This is a genomic window from Mycobacterium sp. E2699 (genome assembly GCF_001666745.1).
In the GTDB taxonomy this organism is placed as follows: domain Bacteria; phylum Actinomycetota; class Actinomycetes; order Mycobacteriales; family Mycobacteriaceae; genus Mycobacterium.
In genome coordinates this window covers 152,459-169,203 of record NZ_LZJH01000144.1, presented here as the reverse complement: position 1 = coordinate 169,203, position 16,745 = coordinate 152,459, and the positions used below count along the sequence as shown (strand labels likewise).

The window sequence follows — 16,745 nt, the reverse complement described above, 5'->3', positions numbered from 1 at the left end:
GACAACCGACTCGCCGAACAAGGCTGGACCACCCGCACCAACGCCCGCGGCGAAACCGAATGGATCCCGCCCCCGCACCTGGACCGCGGGCAGCCACGCACCAACAGCTACCACCACCCCGAACGATTCCTCCGCGACGCGGACGACGACGAACCCGATTGAGCCGGGTCCGTTTTCAGCCGAACGCTCTGGTGATGGCTCCCATGTCGAAGTAGTCACGCCACGCGACGATGCGGTCGTTGTGCACCTCGAAAACCCCCATCACGGGCAACGGCACGGCTTCGCCGTCCTTGCGGCGCATCACGTCGGTTCGCTCGTTCATCACCAGCGGCCCGTCGCTGATCTGCCGGTGCACGTTGAAGTCGATCCCGTCGAATGCGGCGAGAAAGCCCGCGATGAAATCCCTTATCGCTTGCCGACCTTGCACGGGCTGCATCGGGATGTTGTGGTAGACGGCATCTTCGGTGAAGTAACCGGCTAGCTCGTCAGGATCGGGTGATGCCCACCGTTTGCAGAATTCGGTTACCAGCTCATCGGCCGAACGTGTCATGTATTCATGCAACACAGCGCTATGCGGCAAATCAAGACCTTAAGGCCGTGGCGGTCTTGAGTTATTCCGGGTCAGGCGTGGGTGACAACAGCTTTGCGGCCGCCGAGTAGGGATCGTCGCGCCCGTCGGCCACCGCCTCGGCGAGCTTGTCGAGCTCCGGCCGGGTCCGCAGCAGCGTTTGCGCCAGCGACAGCATCTGCGCGCGGGCCCGCGCCACCCGGCGCTCCCGGCTGTCGGTGCGATGGTGATCGTCGATCGCGGCCACCAGATCGGCGATGCCCTCGCCGCGGGCGGCGACGAGACTGACTATCGGGGCTCTCGTTTCGGCGCGCAGGTCGCGCACCGTCTGTTCGGCGCCCTCCCGGTCGGCCTTGTTGACGGCCACGATGTCGGCGACTTCGAGCACGCCGGCCTTCGCGGCCTGCACCGCGTCGCCCGCCCCGGGGTTGAGGACGACGATGGTGGGGTCGGCGACGGCGGCGATCTCGATCTCCGACTGGCCCACTCCGACTGTCTCCAGCAGCACCACGTCGTATCCGATGGCGCCCAGTAGCCGGATGGCCGCCGGAACCGCGGCCGCCAGGCCCCCGACGTGACCGCGGGTGGCCACCGACCGGATCAGGACGTCGGAGTCGTTGATGTGGGCCGTCATTCGGATGCGATCGCCCAGCAGCGCGCCGCCGCTGAACGGCGACGACGGGTCCACTGCCAGCACCGCCACCCTGGAGCCGCGCTCGCGGTAGGCGCCGACCAGGGCACCGACCGTCGTCGACTTGCCCGCACCCGGCGGCCCGGTGATGCCGACAACTCGAACCGCCGACGGTCCGATGCTCGCCAGCACCTCGTCGCGGCGTTCGCCTTCCACCAGGCTGAGCAGCCGGCCCGCCGCGCGCGGAGACCCGTTGCGCGCACCCGCGATCAGGTCGGCGATGGTCATGTGCGCATTATGGCGCGGCGACCTCGATGACCGTCGCCGAACCCATTCCACCGCCGGCGCACATCGCCGCGACGCCTAATCCCCCACCGCGGCGGGCGGTGCCGATCGGGGTGCGCAGGGCGGACACGATGACGGCTTCAGGCACGGGTCTTCTCCGGGTTCGGGCAGCGCATACTGATGAGAACACTATTCTCTCATTGCGAGAGTGGGAGTTGCAAGGAGCAGGAGCCGTTCGAACCCGCGCGTCACCGGCGCGGGATGGCCACATATTTGCGATGGTGGGGGGATGACCCACGGCATGGTCTCGGTCCCAGGCGGAAAGGTCTGGTTCAAGCGGGCCGGCGGCGGCCCCGGTCTTCCGCTGCTCGTCGTCCATGGCGGCCCGGGTCTTCCGCACAACTACTTGAGTTCGCTCGAACGGTTGGCCGACGAGCGGGAGGTGGTGTTCTGGGATCAGCTCGGCTGCGGAAAGTCGAGACGGCCGTCCAACACCGCGCTTTGGACGATGGAACGCTCGGTCGCCGAGATGGACGCGGTGGTGAAGGCGCTGGAACTCAACCGCTTTCACATCTTCGGCAACTCATGGGGTGGGATGCTCGCGCAGCAGTACGTGCTCGACGTGGCCTCGGGCGCGGTCAGCCTGACGATCTCGAACAGCATCGCGTCGATACCCGAGTTCTCGAACATGGTGGCGCGCTTGAAGTCCGAGCTGGACCCGGCGACGCAATCGGCCATCGACCGCCACGAAGCGGCGGGCACGACCTATTCGGCCGAATACCAGGCCGCCATCCGGACCTGGAACGAGACCTACCTGTGCCGGGTGCGTCCCTGGCCCAGGGAACTCGAGGAAGCGTTCAGGAACATGGGCACGGATGTCTTCGAGACCATGTTCGGCCCGAGCGACTTTCACATCGTCGGCAACATCCGCGACTGGGACGTGTTCGACCGGTTGGGCGAGATCGCCTTGCCGACGCTGGTTGTCACGGGGCGGTACGACGAGTGCGTGCCCGAGCACGCCTGGGAGATGCACCAACGCATCCCCGGGTCACGGTTCGAGTTGTTCGAGTCGAGCGCTCACATGCCCTTCATCGAGGAGCCGGACAAGTTCGATTCGGTGATGCGCGAGTTCCTACGGCACCACGACTCGCGAGCGTAGCTCGCGGCATCAGCGATCAGTTCTTGCCGGCATTCAGCTTGGCGACGATCGTCCGGAAGTCCTCCGTCGTGAACGACTGGTGCTCGGCGGACAGCGCATAATCCAGGCTTGCGAGAACCGCGCGCTCCAAATGGATGTTGAGCACCCGTTTGGTGCTCTCGACCGCCTGCTGGGGCAGCTCCAAAATCTTTTCGGCGCAGGCGATCGCCTCCGCGACGGGGTCGGCCGCCACGTGATTGGCCAGTCCGAGTTCGACGGCGCGCTGCGCGCTGATGCGGGTGCCGGTCAGCGCGTACTCCTTGGCGAGCAGCAGGCTGATGTGCAGCGGCCAGGTCAGCGGTCCGCCGTCGGCGGCCACCAACCCCACCTGCACGTGCGGGTCGGCGAGGAAGGCGTTCTCGGCGATGTACACGATGTCGCTCAGCGCCACCAGGCTGCAGCCCAGCCCGACGGCCGGCCCGTTGACGGCCGCCACCACGGGAATCCGGCAGCGCGCCATCCCCAGCACGATCTCGCGGCCGTCCCGGATGGTCTTGGCGCGCAGATCGGCGTCCTGGGACAACTCGGCGAGGTAGGCGAAGTCGCCGCCGGCCGAAAACGCCTTGCCTGCCCCGGTGATCACCGCGGCGCGGGCCGCGGGATCGTCGGTCAACCGCTGCCATAACCGCGCGAGGCCGACGTGCAGGCTGTCGTTGACCGCGTTGAGGTCGTCGGGGCGGTTCAGGGTGATGATTCGCAATGGGCCGTCGGCGCGGACGTCGATTTCGGCCGGCATGTCGTACATTCAGACTCCCAATCCCAAGATTCGCGACGCGATGATGTTTTTTTGTATCTGTGAGGTCCCGCCCATCACGCTCTGCGCGCGGCTGTACAGGTAGGCGCTGAGCAGGTCGGGGTCACGGGTCCCGGCCACCGCCAGCGCGGCGTGACCGACGGACTGCTCGACCCACGTCATCAGCAGCTTGTCCAGCGACCCCTCGGGGCCGTGCGAGACCCCGTCCAACTGCTCGGACAGCCGTCGCCGGACATGATGCGTCAGCATCTCCGACTCGACTGCCGCCCACGCGAGCTCCTCGGATATGGGGCCTCCAGAATCGCTGTTACGCGCGAACAGGTTTCGGACCAGCTTGCCGTAGCGGGCCGCGTAGCCCAGCGTGGAGGGTTCGCGTTCGTGGCCGACGACCGTCATGGCCACCGCCCAGCCCTCACCGGGCGCCCCGACCATCCGGTCCGCGGGCACGGTGGCGCCGTCGAAGAACACCTGGCCGAACTCGTTGGTGACCCCGTTAATCATGCGTAACGGCCGCTGTTGCACGCCAGGCTGTTTCATGTTGAGCACGAACGCCGACAGGCCCCGGTGGCGCTTGGCCCCCGGGTCGGTGCGGGCCAGCAGGAGACACCAGTCGGCGACGTCGGAGTAGCTGGTCCAAATCTTGTGCCCGTGCACCACATAGGTGTCGCCCTCGAGGGTGGCCGTGGTGGTAAGCGACGCCAGGTCCGAGCCGGCGCCCGGCTCGCTGAAACCCTGGCACCACCGCTCGGTGCCGTTGATGATGCCGGGCAGGAACCGCTTGCGCAGCTCGTCGCTGCCATGGCGACCAATCCCGTACACCAGGTAGCCCACGCTGGGGCGCGGCGGAGCGCCGGCCCGGACCAGCTCCTCGTCGACGATGACGTCGTACACGGGCGCCAACTCCTGGCCGCCGTAGTCGCGCGGCCACGACAGACCGAAGAAGCCGTTGTCGTACAGGTCCCGATGCCAGTCGGCCATGCGCTGCCAGTATTCGTCTCCGGAGCCGGCATATTGCTTGGCGTGCAACGCAAGCCAGGAACGAAGGCGTTCCCGGAAGGCGGCCTCGTCGGCCGAGTCACGAAAGTCCAAAGTCGATCTCCTTCAGCGTCACGGGCCAGAGTTCGGTTGATGTCAGCGCCCGGCGCAGGTAGACGTGGACCAGGCAGTCCCAGGTGTTGCCGATGCCGCCGTGGACCTGTACGGCGGTCTCGCACACCGTGCGGGCGGCGCGCGCGCAGTACACCTTCGCAATCTGTGCGGCCCGGATGGCTTCGGCGGGCGCGAGTTCGTCGACTCCCCATGCGGCGTGACGCAACACGCTGACCGAACCCTCGATCAGCGCAAGGCTTTCGGCCAGCAAGTGCGCGATCGCCTGATATGAACCGATCGTTTTGCCGTACTGTTCGCGGATCTTCGCGTAGTCGCAGGCGACCGCGTGCGCGCCACGGGCGATGCCCACAAGGTCCGCGGTGGTAGTGACCAGCGCGAGGGCCAGCCATCGCGCTGCGACGTCGGGGTTCACCTCGCCGAGCGTGGCCGGCGCTCCCGCCAGCTCCGCCTCGGCTCGCGTCAGGTCGGCGCCGGTGCGCGCCGCCGCCACGCCCGCCGCCAGAACGCCGGTGCCACAGAGCGACAAGGCCCGTCGCGCGCCGCGCGCGTCGATCGCCCGGTCGTCGACCGCGACGGTCGCTCCCGCGCTGTCGGCGCCGACGTGCCGGGTGAGGTCATCGGCCAGCACCGGCCCGAGGAACGGCGCGTCGACCAGCCGGCGCCCGAATTCTTCGGCGACGACGGCCACCTCGACGCCGGAGGCACCGTCGGAGCGCAGCGCCCGCCAGCCGGTCGTCTGAATCTGCTTGTCCAGCCTGCTGATTCGGCCCTCGTCGTCGAGATCCTGCACCGCCCCGAGCCCGAGGTCGTCCGCCAGCTTGGCGGCGGCGTCACGAAGCTGCCGCTGTTCAGACGTCAGACGTACATCCATAGGTCTCCTTCAACGCTCGGCGCAGCACCTTGCCCGAGGACAGGCGCGGTATATCGTCCACGAACACAACGCGGCTCAGGCGTTTGTACGAAGCTAGCCTCTCGTCCACCAGGCCGGTCAGCTCGGCCGCTCGCACCGGACCGTCGGCTGCCACGGCGGCCACGATCGCCTCACCGTTGACGCCGTCGGGAACGCCGAACACCGCACAGTCTTTGACGGCCGGATGGCTGTGCAGCACGGTCTCGATCTCGGCCGGTGCGACCTGGAAACCGCGCACCTTGATCATCTCTTTGAGCCGGTCGGTGATGTGCAGCCAACCGTCGCTGTCGAGCGCGCCGACGTCACCCGTCCGGTACCACCCGTCGCGCATGGCCTCGGCGGTTGCGGCGGCCGGCAGGTATCCCGCCATCAGCGACAGCGAGCGGGCCTGGATCTCCCCCACCTCCCCCGCGCCGACGGGCCGGCCGGTTTCCGGCGAGACCACCCGCACGTCGACCCCGGGCACGGGGCGCCCGACCGAGTCGAGCCGGGCCCCCTGCACCGGATTGCACGCGATCACAGGCAGTTCCGTGGCTCCGTAGGCCGGCACCCAACCGACGCCGGTCCGGCGGGTCACGGCCTCGGCGACGCTGGGACTCACCGGCGTCGCCCCCCACATGATGAAGCGCAGCGACGACAGGTCGTAGGACTCGAGGGCGGGATGCGACGCGATCGCCAGCGCGATCGGCGCGACCGCCATTTCGACTGTGACGCGGTCTTTTTCGATGCATCGCAGCATCTGGTCGATGTCGAATCGCGGATGCAGCCGCATCCGGGCGCCGGTCCGCAACGCGGTGAGGATGTTGAGCAGCCCGAGTATGTGTGACGGCGGCGTGGCGACTTGAATCCGATCGTGCCGGGTCAGCTGCAGGGCCGCGCGCCAGTGGTCCACGGCCTCGTGCAAAGCGGCGTGGGTGTGCCGCACCGCCTTCGGGAGACCGGTGGTGCCGGAACTGAAGGCGAGCACCGCGTCGGCGCGAGGCGGCAGCGAACCGGAGACCGGCTCCCCGGCCGGGATCGGTTCGTCGAGGCTCAGCATGGGCAGCAGGCCGGCCAGCACCGGATGGTCGCCGACCGCATGCTCCGGATCGGTGAGCCCCAGCGCGTGGTCGACCTCGTCGCGCTTCCACGCGGGGCTGAGCAGGACGGCCGTGGCGCCGAGCCGCCAGATCGCCAGCAGGACGGCCACGAACTCCGGCCGGTTGGACGCCATGACCGCGACCCGGCGACCGGCGGTGACACCGTCCTTGGTCAAGGTTGCGGCCAACCCGTCGGCCATCGCGTCGAGCTGGGACAGGCTGAACCGCCGTTCCTCGAACACGAGCGCCGGCGGCTCGGTCACGTCCGTTCCTTCCAGCAGTCCACCACGTCTGAGAAGACCCTATCGCTCTGTGAGAATAGTATTCTCTATAGTGAAGAATGCAAATGCGAGAGGGGGCGGTCGAGGTGACGGTCACCATGATCATCGAGGAGACTCCACGGGTGGCAGATCCCGCATCCACGGACGGCGCCGAGGTCGGCACGGTGACGATCCACCTCGACCGCAAGAAGGTGACGGTGCCACGGGTTCCCGGCGAGACGCTGTTGGAGAGCGCGCGACGGGCCGGCCTCGAACCGCCCTTCAGTTGCGAGGCCGGCAACTGCGGCACGTGCATGGCCCGGCTCGAGGAAGGCCACGCGACCATGCGGGTCAACGACGCTCTCGACGAGGACGAAGTGGCCGAGGGCTACATTTTGACGTGCCAGGGCGTGCCCGATACGGATTCGGTCACGGTGCGCTACGAGTAGCTACGGAGAGGTGGCCGCGATGGCTAAGGGCATCATGCTTGTGGAGAGTCGGCCCAGTTCGCCCGAGCGCGAGCAGGAGTACAACACCTGGTACGACGAAGTACACATCCCCGAACTGCTGGCGCTCGACGGAATCGTCGCGGCACGCCGGCTGCGGCCGGTAGACGGGCAGGGCCCGTATGTCGCCATCTACGAGCTCGAGGGCGACGACCTGCAGGCCATCCTGGACAACATGATCGCCAACGCCGGCCAGCTGCACATGTCCGATGCTCTGCTGCTGGATCCCGCGCCCGTCCCGCGACTGCTCGAAACGACCATCGAGTGCGGCGGCTAGCGGCCGGGCAGCGCAGCGAGCGCAGGAGCTAACCGCTCGAGTTGCTCTATGCCAGAGCCGAACTCGATTCCGATCGGCGGCAGGAGCGTGACGTGGTCGGCGCCGGCGGTCAGCTGCTCATGCACTTGAGCGGCAATGGCCGCCGAGTCGATCGGGTCGCCGACTACGGACACGCCGACGACCAGGAGCTTGTCCGGCCCCAACGTCCGCCGGGCCTGTGTGGTGAACTGTGCGGGCAGCATGGCCGGCAGCGCCCCGTCGGCGATATCACCCGCCAGCGCAAGCATTTTCGGGCCGTTGGCGGCGATGATCTTCGGGTAGGGTGCGTCGGGCGCCGACGGCCAGGTAGGGCTGTCCATCCGGTTCACGTAGTCGCGCATGGTGGCCAACGGGCTGCCGAAATCCCGGCCGACGCTGGCCGCCTGTTCCGGGTAGCCGACGCCGAGGCCCAGCACGAACCGGCCCGGGTAGGCCTGAGCCAGTTGCGCGGCCGCGGCATGCATGGTCTGCGCCGGGCGGGCCCAGATGTTCGCGATGCAGGTGCCGAACGCCATCCTCTCGGTGGCGGACAGCAGCATGCCCAGTTGCACCAGGGCGTCCTTGCCGATGACCTCATTAGTCCAGACGGCGCGGTATCCGGCGTCTTCCAGCCGGCCGGCGGCCGCACGCTGCAGATCGGCGTGCGGGTTGTCGGTGAAGGAGACCGGGAGGCATACGCCAACCGGTCCCAACGCCGCGCGGGCGGCGTCGACCACGGGGTTAGCCACGGCGCCGCTCACTCGCCGAAGTAATGGCCGGCATCGAGATCCTCCAGCAGACCGGGCCATTCGGGCTTCCAGTCCAGCAGTTCTTGCGTCAACGCGCTCGACGTCGGGTTGTCCAGCGATGCGAAGAGTGCGAGAAAGCCGAAATGGCCGGCTTCTTCGGCGGGGATGCTGACGGCCGGGACATCCAGGTGGCGGGCGATGACGCCGGCGATCTCGCGGAACGGCACTCCCTGGTCGGCAACCCCGTGCAATCGCGTTCCCGCGGGAGCGTTTTCGAGGGCCAGCCGGTACAGGCGGGCGGCGTCGAGCGTGTGCAACCCGGGCCAGCGGTTGGAGCCGTCGCCGATGTACGCCGACTTGCCGCTGTCGCGGGCGGTCTTGATCAGGTGGTGGGCGAAGCCATGGTGGTCCAGGTTGCTGTGCACCAACGGCGAGAGCCGGATGACCGAGGAACGCACCCCGCGCTCGGCCATGGCGATCACCGCGTTCTCCGAGTCGATCCGGGGTCCTGCGGGCAATGTGTCGCGTTCGGTCGCCAGGCGCCCCGGCGCGGTAAAGGAGAGCAAGAGAGTTCCCGAGGTGCTCACGAACGGCTTGTCGGTGCCGACGAGCGCCTCACCCATGGCCTCGACGGCGCAGAGATCGGCCTGGGCGGCGCCCGCGAAGTCATCCCAGGCGTGCTTGAAGGCGAGGTGAATGACGCCGTCTGCCGACGCCGCGGCTTGCCGCAGGCCATCGAGGTCGTCGAGATCGCCCCGGTGCACGCTGACGCCCTTCGCCGCCAACGCGGCGGCGGACTCGTCGGAGCGGGCCAGGCCGGCGACATGATGCCCGGCTTCCAGGAGTTCGTCGACGACGGCCGAACCGATGTGTCCGGTCGCGCCGGTCACGAAGACATGCATGGATGGTCCCTTCGATTGCGTTGACATTCGCGACACCAAGTCAACGACCGGGCCGGGCCGGGCGTCCAAGACCTATTCCGGATGGCGCGATACGGAATAAGCATCACCGCACGTCAATTGGGCAATCGCGGCATTGGACGGGATGCCCGACGGTTACACTGTCGGCATGACCGCGCCGGCATCGCCAATGATCGATCTGGACCTGCGGCTGGTCGGATATTTCGTGGTGGTGGCCGAGCATCGGCACTTCGGCCGCGCCGCGAGCGCGCTGCGCGTCGCGCAGCCGTCGTTGAGTCGCCAGATCCGGCGACTCGAGCAACAGCTGGGTGTTCGGCTGTTGGATCGCACGCCACAAGGCACCCGCCTCACGGAGGCCGGAGAGGTGTTTCTGCCCCGAGCCAGGGCCCTGCTGCGCAGCGCCGCGCAGGCCGCCGCCCAGGCCCGGGCCGCAGGGCAGCCCAGCCGCATCACGATCGGCTACACGACCGGGATGATCGTCACTCCGGCGGTGCGCGAGCTGCGCCGCGAGCACCCGGACGCCGAAGTGCAAGTGTCGCACCTGCATTGGGGCCAGGCCCTCGATGCATTGCTCGGGCATCGGGTGGACGCGGTGGTGACCCGGCTGCCGTTTCCCACCGACGGACTGCACGTGACCATCCTCTACGACGAGCCCCGGATGCTCGCGCTGTCAGTCGACCACCGCCTGGCCGGCCGGGATTTTGTGACTCTCGACGACATCGCCGATGACCCGATGCCGCGGGTCCGCGATTCCGACCCGGCGTGGAGTGCCTTCTGGCGCATCGATCCCCGCCCGGACGGGCGCCGAGCGCCCGATGGGCCGTTCATCGACGCGCTCGAGGACAAGTTCGAAGTCATCGCCTCCGGGCAGGCGGTAGCCATCACGGCCGGCTTCCACGGCAACGCGTTGCGGCCTGACATCACCACGGTCCCGTTGAAGGGCGTCGAGCCCTGCCATGTCGTTCTGGCGACGCGCGCCGGCGACCGTGGCCGTCTCGTTTCGGCTTTTCGCAAACTCGCCGAGGCCCACCTCACCGGGCCGCCCGCTTCAGCCGTCGGCTAGTTCCGGCGGGGGCCGGTAGTCGGGCTCGTAGCCCGACACGCGGATCGGGCTGCCGACCAGGCGGAAATCACCCGCGGTCACAACCACTTCCGGTGTCGCCTTCAGCGCCTCGGGCAGCGTCCTGACGGCCGCGGCCGGAACGCCCAGGGGGCGCAGTCGCCGTTCCCAGCCGGCGGCGGTGTCGGTCGCCAGCATCGCCGTGACGACCGCCAGGACCTCGTCGCGGCGGGCAACCCGTTCGGCCATGGTTTCGAATCCGCCGATGCCCGCCTCGGCGGCGAACGACTTCCAAAAACCGTCGTGCGTGATGAACAGCGCCAGATACCCTTCCGCGGTGGGAAAGAGCTGTGCCGGAACGTAATACGAGTGGGCCCCGTTGGGCCGGCGCTGTGGCTCGACGCCGTTGTTGAGGTAGGCCGACGCGTGGTAGTTGAGCTGCGAGAGCATCACGTCGCGCAGCGACACGTCCACCTGGCCGCCCGTGCCGGAGACTATCTTGGCCAACAGCCCCAGTGCGGCGCACATTCCGGTGGAATTGTCGGCCGATGAATAGCCGGGCAGTGTCGGTGGGCCGTCCGGGTCGCCGGTCAGGGCGGCGGTGCCGACTCCCGCCTGTACCACATAGTCGAAAGCCGGATCGTCGCCGCCGTACAGGCCGAACCCGGTGATCGCGACGCAGACGATGCGCTCGTTGTGCCGTCGTAGCTCGTCGTAGGTGAGGCCGAGCCGCCGGATGGCCGACGGCTTCAGGTTCACCAGCAGCGCGTGCGATTCGGCGACCAGCTCACCCAGCTTTCGCTGTCCCGCTTCGGAATTCAGGTCCAACGTGACGCTGGACTTGTTGCGGTTGAGGCTGGCGAAGTAGCTGGCGCCGACGCCGCGGGAGATCTCCCCGCCGCGCGGCTCGATCTTGGTGACTTCGGCGCCGAGGTCGGCCAGCAGCATGGTCGCGTACGGACCGGCCAGCATGGTGCCGACCTCGAGGATGCGTATTCCCGCCAGTGGGCCGGCGTCGGCCGTCAACGCAACTCCCTTGCGAGCGAGGCGATCATGTCCCGGGTGCGGCGCTTGGAGGCGACGAGTTCGTCCCGGTTGTCGCCGATCGGCAGCAGCCGGACCGACAGGTCGGTCACGCCGGCGTCGGCGAATCGTCGCATCCGGGCCAGGATGGCGTTCTCGTCACCGGCCGCGCACAGATCGCCGACGTCGCGGGCATCGCCGCGTTCGAGCAGACGCTGATAGTTGGGCGACACCTCGGCCTCGCCGAGGATGCGGTTGGCCCGCTGCTTGGCCTCGTCGACTTGTGCAGGCGCACAGAGGCATACGGGGATGCCCGCGACGATCCGCGGCGCGGGACGGCCGGCATCCGCGGCGGCCTTGGTGATCTTCGGCGCGATGTGATCACCGATCGCGCGCTCGTCGGCCATCCACAACACGGTGCCGTCGGCGAGTTCACCGGCAAGCTGCAGCATCACCGGGCCCAGCGCGGCGACCAGCACCGGCATCGGGCTGTCGGCGCCGATCGCCAACGGGTTGTGCACCGTGAACGAATCGTTCTCCACGTCAACCGGTCCCGGCCCGGCGATGGCGGCGCCCAGCACCTGCAGGTAGTCGCGGGTGTAGGCGGCCGGCTTCTCATAGGGCAAACCGAGCATGTCGCGGATGATCCAGTGGTGCGACGGTCCGACGCCCAGCGCCAACCGCCCGCCGGCCACCGCGTGCGTCGAGAGCGCTTGGCGGGCAAGGGCAACAGGATGCTGGGCCTGAAGCGGCACCACCGCGGTGCCGAGCTCGATGCGCGAGCTGTGAGCGGCCATCAGCGAGACCATGGTCAGGCAGTCGAAGTCGTCGGGGACCTGCGGCATCCATGCGGTGTCCAGACCCGCGGCCTCGGCCCATTCGATGTCAGACACCAGCTTGTGCACCTTGCGGGCCATGTCGCCACGCTCGGCGCCGATCATCACTCCGACGCGCACTGTTCCTCTTTTTCCGCAACGGGTTCGGGGGTGCCGGTCAGTGCGCGGATCTCGCGCACGAGTGCGTCGAGCGGTGTGCCGGTGGGGAACACCGCGGCGGCGCCGGCGGACAGCAGCTTGGGCACGTCGGCGTGCGGAATGGTGCCGCCGACGACGACGGCGATGTCGGCGGCGTCGGCAGCGCGCAACGCCTCGATGGTCCGCGCGGTGAGCGTCAGGTGCGCACCGGACAGGATGCTCAGCCCGACGACGGCCACGTCCTCCTGGACGGCGATCGAGGCGATGTCTTCGATGCGCTGCCGGATGCCGGTGTAGATCACCTCGAAGCCGGCGTCGCGCAGGGTGCGCGCGACGATCTTGGCGCCGCGATCATGACCGTCCAGGCCCGGCTTGGCCACCAGGATCCGCACCGCCATCTAGAACACCACCGGTTGCTGGAATTCGCCCCACACCCGTTTGAGCGCGGAAACCATCTCACCGACGGTGCAGTACGCATTGGCACAGTCGATCAGCTTGTGCATCAGGTTGTCAGTTCCTGCGGCGGCCCGCGACAACTCCGCGAGCGTGGATCGCACTGCGCTCGAATCCCTTTCGGCCTTCACCTTGGCGAGCCGCTTGAGCTGCAGGTCGCGGCCCTCGGCGTCGAGTTCGTAGCTGACCACGTCGGGTTCCGGTTCGTCGGTCACGAAGCGGTTGACCCCGACGACGGGGCGGGTGCCCGCCTCGATGTCCTGATGCACCCGGAAGGCCTCGTCGGCGATCAGGCCCTGCAGGTACCCGTCCTCGATCGCGCTGACCATGCCGCCGTGGCGTTCGAGGTCGTCCATGATCTCGACGATGCGGGCCTCGGTGGCGTCGGTGAGCGCCTCGACGAAGTAGGAGCCCCCGAGCGGGTCGGCGACGCTGGCGACACCGGTTTCGTAGGCCAGGATCTGCTGGGTGCGCAGCGCCAGCGTGGTGGACTCCTCGGTGGGCAGCGCGAACGGTTCGTCCCAGGCCGCGGTGAACATCGACTGGACGCCGCCGAGCACCGCCGCCATCGCCTCGTAGGCGACCCGAACCAGGTTGTTCTGCGCCTGGGGGGCATACAGGGAGGCGCCGCCGCACACGCAGCCGAAGCGGAACATCGACGCCTTGTCCGTCACCGCCCCGTAGCGTTCCCGCACGATCGTCGCCCAACGGCGCCGTCCCGCACGGTATTTGGCGACCTCCTCGAAGAAGTCGCCGTGGGTGTAGAAGAAGAACGAGATCTGCGGCGCGAACTGGTCTATGGTCATCCGGCCGCGTTCGACCACGGTGTCGCAATAGGTGACGCCGTCGGCCAGGGTGAACGCCATCTCTTGCACGGCGTTGGCCCCGGCGTCGCGGAAGTGCGCCCCGGCCACCGAGATCGCGTTGAACCTGGGCACCTCGGCCGCGCAGAACTCGATGGTGTCGGCGATGAGCCGCAGCGACGGTTCCGGCGGCCAGATCCAGGTCCCGCGCGAGGCGTATTCCTTGAGGATGTCGTTCTGGATGGTCCCGGTGAGCTTCGCCCGCGGTATCCCTTTCTTCTCGGCGGCGGCGACGTAGAACGCCAGCAGGATCGCCGCCGTCCCGTTGATCGTCATGCTCGTGCTGAGCTTGTCCAGTGGGATGCCGTCGAACAAGATCTCGAAGTCGGCCAGGGTGTCCACCGCGACGCCGACCCGGCCGACCTCCTCGCCGAAGTCCGGATCGTCGGAGTCATATCCGCACTGGGTGGGCAGGTCGAGCGCCACTGACAGCCCCGTCCCGCCCTGGTCCAGCAGGTATCGATACCGGCGGTTGGATTCCTCGGCGGTGCCGAAACCGGAGTACTGCCGGAAGGTCCACAACTTGCCCCGATACCCGGACGCGAAGTTTCCCCGGGTGAAGGGGAACTCCCCGGGCGGCGGTGGTTCCGCGGTTCTGTCCGCCGGCCCGTACACGGGCCGCAGCGGGATGCCCGACGGTGTCTGAGCAGCGTTATCCATCGATGAATAACGTACTTGCAAAAAAAGAGAATGCCAATACCACTTGCCTGAGCTGGGAAAACGGCGTTGTCGCCCTACGCTCGGCAGAGAATTTCGCCGTGGGGCATGGACAGCCAGCCGTCCCGGGCCGCCGCCCACGCCCGCCACGCCGCCGCAACCTCCTCGAGCTGGTCAGGAGTGGCCAGCCCCAGGGTCAGCAGGTCGCGGGCCACATTCGAATGCAGGATCCGGTCGGCCCACATGCCGCCCCACCAGTCGCGGGTTTCGGGCGTCGCGTAGCACCAGACGCTGCCCGTCGGCGTGACGTCGTCGAACCCGGCCGCCAGCGCCCACGACAGCAACCGCCGGCCGGCATCCGGTTCGCCGCCGTTGGCGCGGTGCACCTTGCCGTAGAGATCGAGCCATAGGTCCAGCCCGGGGATCCGCGGAAACCAGATGAAGCCGGCGTAGTCGGCGTCGCGGGCCGCGACGATTCCGCCGGGCCGGCACACGCGGCGCATCTCGCCCAGCGCCCGGACCGGATCGGCCACGTGCTGCAGAACCTGGTGCGCGTGGACGACATCGAAGGTGTCATCGGGAAACTCGAGCCGGTGCACGTCGGCGGTCGCGAACGCGACGTTGGCCAGGTTGCGGCGCTCGATCTCGGCGCGGGCCACCTCGAGGACGTCGGTGGATTGGTCGACGGCCAGCACCGTTCCCGGCGCCACCCGCTCGGCGAGGTCGGCGGTGATCGTGCCGGGGCCGCAGCCGATGTCGAGCACCGACAACCCCGGCTTCAGGTGCGGCAGCAGGTAGGCCGCGGAGTCCTGCGCCGTGCGCCGCTGGTGGCTGCGCAGCACCGACTCGTGGTGCCCGTGCGTGTACTTGGCCGGCGGTGCGTTCATGACCCGAAGCTTAACCGGCTGACTCATGATATGAAACCGCTGTCTCGAAATATGAGAACAGCTAGTCCACCGGGACGTTGAGGATCGGTCGGTCGACGCCCGCACCCGGGCCGTCGAAATGCCACCACTCCCCCGAATACGGCGACAGCCCGCCGTACTTCATGGCGTCCCGCAGCCGTGCGCGGTTCGCCTGCGCGTCGACGCCGACGCCCTGCGTCGCGTATGCCGTTGCGCGCGAGGAGAAATCGTCGAAGTCGGTGCCCATGTCGGCCAGGCACAGCCCGTCGACTTGCCGCTCCGCCGAGCACTGCTCCTGCACGCTGGTGAACGTCACGTCCACCGAGCGCCCGGACTCGTGACTGTGCGCATACGGGCCGGGCCGGGCCACCCAGGCGGGATTCGGAACCGCGTTGAACAACGCGACCTGCACGTCGTGCGGCCGGTAGCAGTCCCAGAAGACCAGCACGTGGCCCTGGGGCCGCAGCGCCGTCGCGGCCGTCGCCAGCCCGGGAGCCATCGACTGATGGACCAGGCATCGGGCGTCGGAGGGATACAGCTGCGTGTGGGTGAAGTTGTTGGTCGTCGCGTAGCGCAGGTTGATGACGGCGTCGGGGACTACGGTGCGGACGTCGACGAATCCTGCCGCGCGCGCCGCGTCGCTGACCGGCGGCACGTCGGGACCGGCCTGCGCGGTGGCGGCGCCGACGAGCGCTCCGGTGAGCAGGAGCGGAGACAACAGCCGGAGGCGACGCATTCGATCATTGTCGCGGTGCGCCGGGTGGGATCACACGAGCCACACCAGCCACGGCAACAGTTTCTATGACTTGTTCCGTAAAGCGGTATCACCGGCGCTACCCCTTTGTGGAGCGGTGACGACGCCATTGATGGACCGCGAGGCGTCATCTATCGTCCGAGTAGCCGATCGACTAGCCACTGGCCGGCGGCCCGAAGGAGCGACCACGATGCCGGTCTCGGAGTGGACGTCGTGCACCACGCGATCAATTCGGTTCCGCCGCGGTCGATGTGGGCGATCCCAATATGTCGCTGCAATTCCGGAACGAGGGTTTTGCCATGCCGATGATTGACTTGACGTTCGTGCGCGGCTCGCTGGCCGAAGAAGTGTTGAGCCGGCTGGCCGACGAGTTGGTGACCGTGCTCCTGCGCGCCGAACGCGCCCCGGACACAACGTTTTTGCGTGACAACACGTGGGTGTACCTGCATCCGATCGAGGCGGGCGAGCTCTCGGTGGGTGGCCGCGGCCCGGGCGCGCCGCGGTTCAGGGTCGACCTGACGGTCTTCCAGGGAGCGCTCGACCGGCACCGCAAAGAACGGCTCGTCGCCGACGTGCAGGACGCGGTGTGCGGCGCGGCGGGAATCGAGCCGCAGGGCTCCCGCGCGTTTCACGTGTGGACGCTGATCCATGAGATCCCCGAGGGCGACTGGGCCGGTGGCGGGAGGATCATCTACTACCAGCAGGTGAAAGGGATTGTGGCCGAGGATATGCCCGACGAACGTCTCGCCTGAAGGAGCGGTCGGCCGAAGGGGCCGCCCACCCACGGTAGA

General features: G+C 68.2%; 20 protein-coding genes. 5 read left to right on the top strand and 15 right to left on the bottom strand.

Going from position 1 to position 16,745, the window contains the following annotated elements; genetic code table 11:
* Positions 1–175: 175 nt before the first annotated feature.
* The 3 genes from A5696_RS25275 to A5696_RS28985 all read right to left on the bottom strand — a co-directional run bounded on the left by A5696_RS25275 (position 176) and on the right by A5696_RS28985 (position 1,632).
* Positions 176–550: a limonene-1,2-epoxide hydrolase family protein gene (locus A5696_RS25275; protein ID WP_067883731.1), complete on the bottom strand. Its 375-nt coding sequence runs from the start codon at positions 548–550 to the stop codon at positions 176–178.
* Positions 551–611: 61 nt separating this feature from the next.
* Positions 612–1,487, bottom strand: coding sequence for a methylmalonyl Co-A mutase-associated GTPase MeaB (gene meaB / locus A5696_RS25270; protein ID WP_067883704.1), 876 nt, complete (start codon positions 1,485–1,487; stop codon positions 612–614).
* A gap of 7 nt (positions 1,488–1,494) precedes the next feature.
* Positions 1,495–1,632, bottom strand: a complete 138-nt coding sequence (locus A5696_RS28985) for a hypothetical protein (protein ID WP_304442260.1) — start codon at positions 1,630–1,632, stop codon at positions 1,495–1,497.
* A gap of 141 nt (positions 1,633–1,773) precedes the next feature.
* Between A5696_RS28985 and A5696_RS25265 the strand changes: the two genes are divergently transcribed.
* Entirely contained in the window at positions 1,774–2,643 is an 870-nt protein-coding gene (locus A5696_RS25265) for a proline iminopeptidase-family hydrolase (protein WP_369803393.1), read from the top strand.
* 16 nt (positions 2,644–2,659) lie between these two features.
* Here A5696_RS25265 and A5696_RS25260 read toward each other — a convergent pair whose 3' ends face one another.
* The 4 genes from A5696_RS25260 to A5696_RS25245 are packed head-to-tail and all read right to left on the bottom strand — an operon-like array spanning position 2,660 to position 6,798.
* On the bottom strand, positions 2,660–3,427 hold the full coding sequence (locus tag A5696_RS25260) for an enoyl-CoA hydratase/isomerase family protein (RefSeq protein WP_067883703.1): 768 nt from the start codon (positions 3,425–3,427) through the stop codon (positions 2,660–2,662).
* Positions 3,428–4,525 carry an acyl-CoA dehydrogenase family protein gene (locus A5696_RS25255; protein WP_067883702.1) on the bottom strand — a complete coding sequence of 366 codons (1,098 nt, stop codon included), beginning with the start codon at positions 4,523–4,525 and terminating at the stop codon, positions 3,428–3,430.
* Positions 4,512–5,417, bottom strand: a complete 906-nt coding sequence (locus A5696_RS25250; protein ID WP_067883701.1) for an acyl-CoA dehydrogenase family protein — start codon at positions 5,415–5,417, stop codon at positions 4,512–4,514. The genes A5696_RS25255 and A5696_RS25250 overlap by 14 nt, the downstream gene beginning before the upstream one ends.
* Positions 5,395–6,798, bottom strand: coding sequence for a class I adenylate-forming enzyme family protein (locus A5696_RS25245; RefSeq protein WP_067883700.1), 1,404 nt, complete (start codon positions 6,796–6,798; stop codon positions 5,395–5,397). The genes A5696_RS25250 and A5696_RS25245 overlap by 23 nt, the downstream gene beginning before the upstream one ends.
* A gap of 104 nt (positions 6,799–6,902) precedes the next feature.
* On the opposite strand from A5696_RS25245, the gene A5696_RS25240 reads away from it, so the two are divergent.
* Both A5696_RS25240 and A5696_RS25235 read left to right on the top strand, forming a co-directional pair.
* Positions 6,903–7,244, top strand: a complete 342-nt coding sequence (locus A5696_RS25240) for a 2Fe-2S iron-sulfur cluster-binding protein (protein WP_067883729.1) — start codon at positions 6,903–6,905, stop codon at positions 7,242–7,244.
* A gap of 19 nt (positions 7,245–7,263) precedes the next feature.
* Positions 7,264–7,578 (top strand): DUF4286 family protein, encoded by a 315-nt coding sequence (locus A5696_RS25235; protein ID WP_067883728.1) that lies wholly within the window; start codon positions 7,264–7,266, stop codon positions 7,576–7,578.
* On the opposite strand, the gene A5696_RS25230 is transcribed toward A5696_RS25235, so the two are convergent.
* On the bottom strand, positions 7,575–8,345 hold the full coding sequence (locus A5696_RS25230) for an LLM class flavin-dependent oxidoreductase (RefSeq protein ID WP_369803392.1): 771 nt from the start codon (positions 8,343–8,345) through the stop codon (positions 7,575–7,577). The genes A5696_RS25235 and A5696_RS25230 overlap by 4 nt on opposite strands.
* A gap of 8 nt (positions 8,346–8,353) precedes the next feature.
* Entirely contained in the window at positions 8,354–9,247 is an 894-nt protein-coding gene (locus A5696_RS25225; protein WP_067883699.1) for an SDR family oxidoreductase, read from the bottom strand.
* A 166-nt stretch (positions 9,248–9,413) separates the two neighbouring features.
* Here A5696_RS25225 and A5696_RS25220 point away from each other — a divergent pair, with 166 nt between their 5' ends.
* Positions 9,414–10,328 (top strand): LysR family transcriptional regulator, encoded by a 915-nt coding sequence (locus A5696_RS25220; protein ID WP_156738581.1) that lies wholly within the window; start codon positions 9,414–9,416, stop codon positions 10,326–10,328.
* On the opposite strand, the gene A5696_RS25215 is transcribed toward A5696_RS25220, so the two are convergent.
* From A5696_RS25215 to A5696_RS25190, 6 genes are all read right to left on the bottom strand, one after another.
* Positions 10,314–11,351, bottom strand: a complete 1,038-nt coding sequence (locus A5696_RS25215; RefSeq protein WP_082969134.1) for a CaiB/BaiF CoA-transferase family protein — start codon at positions 11,349–11,351, stop codon at positions 10,314–10,316. The genes A5696_RS25220 and A5696_RS25215 overlap by 15 nt on opposite strands.
* The gene (locus tag A5696_RS25210) at positions 11,348–12,304 is read right to left on the bottom strand and encodes an LLM class F420-dependent oxidoreductase (protein WP_067883697.1); all 957 of its coding nucleotides are present in this window, start codon (positions 12,302–12,304) and stop codon (positions 11,348–11,350) included. Before A5696_RS25210 ends, A5696_RS25215 begins: the two co-directional genes overlap by 4 nt.
* Positions 12,289–12,720, bottom strand: coding sequence for a cobalamin-dependent protein (locus A5696_RS25205; RefSeq protein WP_067883696.1), 432 nt, complete (start codon positions 12,718–12,720; stop codon positions 12,289–12,291). Before A5696_RS25205 ends, A5696_RS25210 begins: the two co-directional genes overlap by 16 nt.
* Positions 12,721–14,298: a methylmalonyl-CoA mutase family protein gene (locus A5696_RS25200; protein ID WP_067883695.1), complete on the bottom strand. Its 1,578-nt coding sequence runs from the start codon at positions 14,296–14,298 to the stop codon at positions 12,721–12,723.
* Positions 14,299–14,372: 74 nt separating this feature from the next.
* The gene (locus A5696_RS25195; protein ID WP_067883694.1) at positions 14,373–15,182 is read right to left on the bottom strand and encodes a methyltransferase domain-containing protein; all 810 of its coding nucleotides are present in this window, start codon (positions 15,180–15,182) and stop codon (positions 14,373–14,375) included.
* Between the two features lie 61 nt (positions 15,183–15,243).
* A complete protein-coding gene (locus tag A5696_RS25190) occupies positions 15,244–15,936 on the bottom strand; it encodes a M15 family metallopeptidase (protein ID WP_067883693.1) in 693 nt (230 codons plus the stop codon).
* A gap of 317 nt (positions 15,937–16,253) precedes the next feature.
* On the opposite strand from A5696_RS25190, the gene A5696_RS25185 reads away from it, so the two are divergent.
* Positions 16,254–16,706, top strand: coding sequence for a tautomerase family protein (locus A5696_RS25185; protein ID WP_067883725.1), 453 nt, complete (start codon positions 16,254–16,256; stop codon positions 16,704–16,706).
* The last annotated feature ends 39 nt before the right edge of the window (positions 16,707–16,745 follow it).